Source organism: Flavobacterium psychraerolatum, assembly GCF_025960985.1.
GTDB lineage: Bacteria > Bacteroidota > Bacteroidia > Flavobacteriales > Flavobacteriaceae > Flavobacterium.
In genome coordinates this window covers 1-6,112 of the sequence record NZ_JAOQMX010000078.1, presented here as the reverse complement: position 1 = coordinate 6,112, position 6,112 = coordinate 1, and the positions used below count along the sequence as shown (strand labels likewise).

At 36.3% G+C, this 6,112-nt stretch carries 3 protein-coding genes; all 3 read right to left on the bottom strand.

Annotated features, from left to right (window positions below; translation table 11 throughout):
• Window positions 1–77: 77 nt before the first annotated feature.
• Window positions 78–644: a hypothetical protein gene (locus M2326_RS17245; protein ID WP_264620789.1), complete on the bottom strand. Its 567-nt coding sequence runs from the start codon at window positions 642–644 to the stop codon at window positions 78–80.
• 330 nt (window positions 645–974) lie between these two features.
• Entirely contained in the window at window positions 975–3,806 is a 2,832-nt protein-coding gene (gene uvrA, locus M2326_RS17240; protein ID WP_264620788.1) for an excinuclease ABC subunit UvrA, read from the bottom strand.
• Window positions 3,807–4,080: 274 nt separating this feature from the next.
• A complete protein-coding gene (locus M2326_RS17235; RefSeq protein ID WP_264620787.1) occupies window positions 4,081–5,862 on the bottom strand; it encodes a chloride channel protein in 1,782 nt (593 codons plus the stop codon).
• Between the last annotated feature and the right edge of the window lie 250 nt (window positions 5,863–6,112).

Genomic DNA, 6,112 nt, shown 5'->3' with positions numbered 1-6,112 from the left:
ACCTAGGAAAAGATTTGGGTACAAAACCCCAAACGAAGTTTTTATACATTCATTAAATAATAATGGTCAAGTTGCATTTATGACTTGAATCCGCCTCGTAATGAATGCTTTTCAGAGTTTAATCTTTCCGATATTTTTGAATCTTTTGATTTGAATTCATATGCAATTAAATAGCCATTAAAATTATCTTTTTGGTTCATATTCTGATTCAAGTCGCCACACAAATATGTAAATGCTCCAAGAAAAGATAATGGATTCGTGTTTTTAACTTTGAGAAGAAAATCTGTTTCGAGAGAATCAAAAGTAAATATGTTTACATTTCTTGCGTTTATTTCAGATATTGGATTTCTGAAGTAAGAATCTAAAATTGTTGATTCTGGAATATTAGAATAAGTGTTAATAAAAACTTCAATTTGTTGTCTAATGAAATCGAAAAAATGTTGAGATGCTAAAAGTTCTTGTGGTATTTTTTCTATTTTTCCCCAGCCGAAATTTTGTTCTTCAACAAATCGATGTAATGACGCAAGGCCTGTAAATTTTTGATTTATGTTAATAATTAAAAAATTAAGATTAATTTCAATAGAATTAAACCATTCAACATTTTCTGTTTGTATAATTAACTTTTTAAATTCTGTTGTTTTCATTGTAAAATTTTTATTACTATACAATAATATAAAATTATCAGTATTTAAATTTGATTAAGTATTTAATTCTGCGATTTCACTGGCGCATTACGCAAAACTAGTAAATATACACAAGTTTATGCGTTTCTCCCCAAAAACACAAAATTCCACCCAAAGATTTTTCTTTCTTTTTAAAAGAAATCATCAATTTTACCCAACTCCCGCGTGAGTGGTAGGAGCTAACTACCGAAGTAGTGCGGATGACACGACAGCAGTAAAAAAAGGGGCTTACTATTGATAACGAATAGTAAGCCCCTTTTTTTATTGCTGGCACGCCCAAATTATTTTTATTTACTGCAATTCCTTTTTCAAGAACTTAGCGGTATAACTTTTTTTATTTTTAGCGACTTCCTCGGGAGTTCCTTTGGCTACTAAGTTTCCGCCGCCTTTTCCGCCTTCGGGACCGATGTCTATGATGTGGTCAGCGAGTTTGATGACGTCCATGTTGTGCTCGATGATGAGGATGGTGTTGCCTTTGTCGACGAGGGTGTTGATGACGTCCATCAAGACGCGAATGTCTTCAAAGTGCAGTCCTGTGGTGGGTTCGTCTAGGATATAAAAGGTGTTTCCGGTGTCTTTTTTGGAGAGTTCGCCTGCGAGTTTGATGCGTTGCGCTTCACCACCAGATAGCGTGGTGCTTTGTTGCCCGAGTGTGATATAACCCAATCCTACGTCCTGAATGGTTTTTACTTTTCGGTATATTTTTGGGATGTTTTCGAAAAACGGAACGGCTTCGTCTACGGTCATGTTCAAGACATCGGAAATGGATTTTCCTTTGTATCGAATTTCGAGTGTCTCACGGTTGAAACGCTTGCCTTGACAGGTTTCGCATTCTACATATACATCGGGTAGAAAGTTCATTTCGATGGTGCGCACGCCCGATCCTTGACAGGTTTCGCAACGGCCGCCTTTGACGTTGAAACTAAAACGCCCGGCTTTGTACCCACGAATCATACTCTCGGAGGTCATGGTGTAGAGCTTGCGAATCTCGGTAAAAACTTCGGTATAAGTAGCTGGATTGGAGCGTGGTGTGCGCCCAATTGGACTTTGGTCAATGTCAATTACTTTGTCGATATGTTCGAGTCCTTCGATTTTTTTGTAGGGTTGTGGCTTTTTGACACCGTTGAAATAAAAGGCGTTCAAAATAGGGTAGAGGGTTTCGTTGATCAATGTTGATTTTCCGCTACCAGATACTCCTGTAACGCAAATTAATTTCCCCAATGGCAAATCAATTGTAACATTTTTTAGGTTGTTACCAGTTGCACCAGTTAGTTTTAATGATTTTCCGTTTCCTTCGCGACGCTTTTTCGGAATATCAAATTTCAATTTTCCGTTTAAGTATTGTGCGGTAATGGTTTTGGACGCTAGGGTCTCTTTGTAGGTTCCGGTGCTGATGATTTCGCCACCAAATTTACCTGCTTTGGGACCGATGTCGATCACATAATCGGCGCGCTCCATCATGTCTTTGTCGTGTTCTACCACGATAACAGAGTTTCCAATATCGCGCAATTGCTCTAGTGAGCAAATGAGTTTTTCGTTATCGCGTTGGTGCAAACCAATACTCGGTTCATCCAAGATATAAAGTACACCGACTAGTTGCGAACCAATTTGAGTCGCCAATCGAATACGCTGTGCCTCACCACCAGAAAGTGATTTGGAGCTGCGGCTCAAGGCCAAATAATCCAAACCTACATTCATCAAGAAATGCAAACGGTCTTTGATTTCTTTCAATACTTCGCCTGCGATTGCCATTTGTTTTTCGGTCAAATCGTCTGCTAGGTTTTCGAACCAAGCCGTTAGGTCAGAAATATCCATATCGACCAATTCGGTGATATTTTTTTCGTTTACCCTAAAATACTGAGACTCTTTTTTGAGTCGAGAACCGTGACAAACAGGACAATTGATTTCGTCCATGAATTCTTTTGCCCAACGTTTGATAGTGGTAGATCCGCTCTCATCATGTTGGTTTTTGATGAAATGAGCTATTCCTTCAAATTCGATTTTGTAGTCACGAGTGACACCCAAATCCTTTGAAGTAATGCTGAATTTTTCTTTTCCACCATTCAAAATCATTTCCATTGCTTCGGGAGAAATTGACTCTATTGGATCGGTTAATTTAAAATCAAAGCGTTCTCCAATAATTTCTAACTGCTTGAAAATCCAAGTTGATTTATATTCGCCCAAAGGTAAAAATCCACCTGCTTTAATGGAAAGTTTTGGATTTGGAAGTATTTTTTTGATGTTGATTTCGTTTACTGTTCCCAAGCCTTTGCAATGGTCGCAAGCCCCTTTTGGGGAGTTGAACGAAAACAAATTGGGTTCGGGGTTCTGATACGAAATTCCAGAGGTAGGACACATTAAGTTTCGACTAAAATAGCGTACTTCTTGACTGTCTTGATCCAAAACCATCAATACATTTTCGCCGTGATTCATGGCGGTATTGATACTTTCGTTCAAACGTTTGGCAGTATCTGCAGAGTTGTCGATTGCTATTCTATCCACTACGATTTCGATATCGTGGGTTTTGTAACGGTCGAGCTTCATGCCTGGCGTAATATCGAGAACGTCACCGTTGACACGCACTTTCAGAAATCCTTGTTTGGCAATTTGTTGGAACAATTCACCATAATGTCCTTTTCTGGCCTTGATTACAGGGGCTAGAATATTGATGCGCCTGTCGCTGTAATCGGTAGTGATTAGCTCTTTGATTTGTTCATCTGAGTAGCTAACCATTTTTTCGCCGGTGTTGTAACTGTAGGCATCTGCGGCGCGCGCGTAGAGCAAACGCAAGAAGTCGTAAATCTCGGTAATCGTCCCCACGGTTGATCGCGGACTCTTACTGGTCGTTTTTTGTTCGATAGCGATTACTGGCGAAAGTCCGTCAATTTTGTCTACATCTGGACGCTCTAATCCACCAAGAAATTGACGGGCGTAGGCAGAAAAAGTTTCTACGTAGCGACGTTGTCCTTCGGCATAAATGGTGTCAAAAGCGAGTGATGATTTCCCAGAACCTGAAAGTCCCGTAATGACTACGAGTTTCTCTCTAGGAATGGATATGTCTATATTTTTGAGGTTGTGAACACGAGCCCCTATTACTTCGATAGTATTGTTATTGTCTAGCATAATTTTTTGCAAAAACACAAAGTTACCATTTTGATTGCTTCTTTCATATTGAACAACTTATAAACTTTATTAAATATGCATGGTAACGCAAAGATATTCGTAGAGAATATATATTAAAATACTTATTACGTAGGGATTGGGAAGGAAGCACAAATAGAAAATTGTTATTTCACAAAGATTCAATTTGGAAATTCAATGAGGAGTAAAGAAATATATAAAGATGAGTTAATGTACCTTTGAAAAATGATTGTATATCTCTGCGAAAAAGTAATTGTTACTCAATCGTCATCGCTCGCAATTTTGTACGATAAGCTTCTAAAGCTATTGATTTTGAAATATAGCCGTAATATTTACCGTTTTTAATAACTGGTAAATGTGTCCTTTTGCATTTCTCAAACTTATTCATTACAACTTCCATACTGTCAAAAGCATAAATAATTGCTGGAGGTTGTTTCATGATATCTTTAATGACAGTATATTTTACACGGTATCGATTAAAAATAATTTCGCGAATATCATTAAAATGCACCACACCTTCGAGTTCATTGTCTTTGTTTATAACAGCAAAAACACTTTGATTCGAATGTGAAATTAAATCTACTAATTTATCTAAACTATCATCACTTTGTATCGTTAAATAATCAGTTTGCACCAAGGACTCAATATCCAGTGTAGTTAAAATATTTGAGTCTTTATTACTTGTAAATACATGTCCTTTTTTGGCCAAAACTTTTACGTCTAAAGAGTATTTTTCGAACCTTTTAGAAATTGCAAAACTAATAGAAGAAACAATCATAAGTGGTATCATAAGACTGTAACCACCTGTAATCTCTGCAATTAAAAATATACCGGTAAGTGGAGCATGAAATAAACCGCTTAAAATTCCCGCCATTCCTACCATTGTAAAATTACTTACCGGTAGGTTGGTTAGACCTGTAAAGTTAATAAGCTTAGAAAAAAAGAATCCCAAATAAGAGCCCAAAAATAGGGCAGGAGCAAAATTACCTCCATTACCACCACTACCAATGGTTAGTCCAGATGCGAATACTTTCATCATCATTGTTCCTCCCACAAAGAATAATAATACCCATCGGTTGTCTTTGAAACTTTCAAAAAGTGTATTTTCCATGAGTCGTGTTGGGTCTTCAGATAAGATTTTAATACTTTCATAACCTTCTCCAAATAAAGTAGGGAATATAAAGATTAAAATGGCCAAAAGAGAGGATCCTATCAGTGCTTTTCGATAGATTCCACCTTTCATTTTTGCAAAATAGTGCTCTATTCGTTGGAAATTTCGAGAATAATAAACGGCCATAAAACCAGCAACGATACCCAAAAGAATATAAAAAGGAACATTATAAAAGTTGAATATTTCTTGTTCTCTAAAAGAGAGTAAAATATCTTCGTCTAAAGCAATGGCAGAAACAATAGCTCCTGTAGCAGCAGAAATCATAATTGGAATAAAAGCTCCAATGCTAACATCTACTAATAATACTTCGATAGCAAAAAGTACCCCTGAAATTGGCGCATTAAACGCAGCTGATATTCCTGCTGCTACTCCACATCCTATTAATAAGGTCCTATCTTTGTAACTCAGTTTATAATTTTGAGCAAAATTTGATCCAAAAGCAGCACCTGTAACAACAATAGGACTCTCTAGTCCAGCAGAACCTCCTAAACCAACTGTTAAGGAACTCGTTACAATTTGCGCATACATTTGTTTGCGCGGAATTATACTTGCTTTTTTGGCAATGGTATATAAAATTTGAGAGGTTCCTTTCTCTATTTTTCCGTTCAGGAGTCGGTTTATTACAAAAGCAGTCAATAAAATTCCTATAATTGGTAGTATACTGTTTATAAAACTAAGCTTTAATATACCATTAATATAGGTTGCAAATTTAAATACCCAGTGTGCAAAAGATTTCAAAACAATAACAGCAAATGCGGAGCTAATCCCCACTAATACACTCGCAAGAAAAATAAATTGTTTTTCTGTTAATATTGATTGTAATAAAGCAATTATACTTTCTAATTTAGAAATATATTTTTTGAACATTTTTGTTTTATTTTTTTAGTGCAAAAATACTATTATTTTAAGCAACAGCTACTTTTTTGAAGGCTTCTTTTTGGCTTTATAGTATAAGTTACTAACCAAAAAAAATATACAATAATTGGAAGATTTATTGCAGAACATACTCCTAAAGCCGGTGAATTCAATTAACAAATGCAACCTTATGCACATTGTTTAAGTTTTTGCTCAAAAATTTCATTTGGACTTTTAAAACCAAATCTTTTTCTGGGTCTGT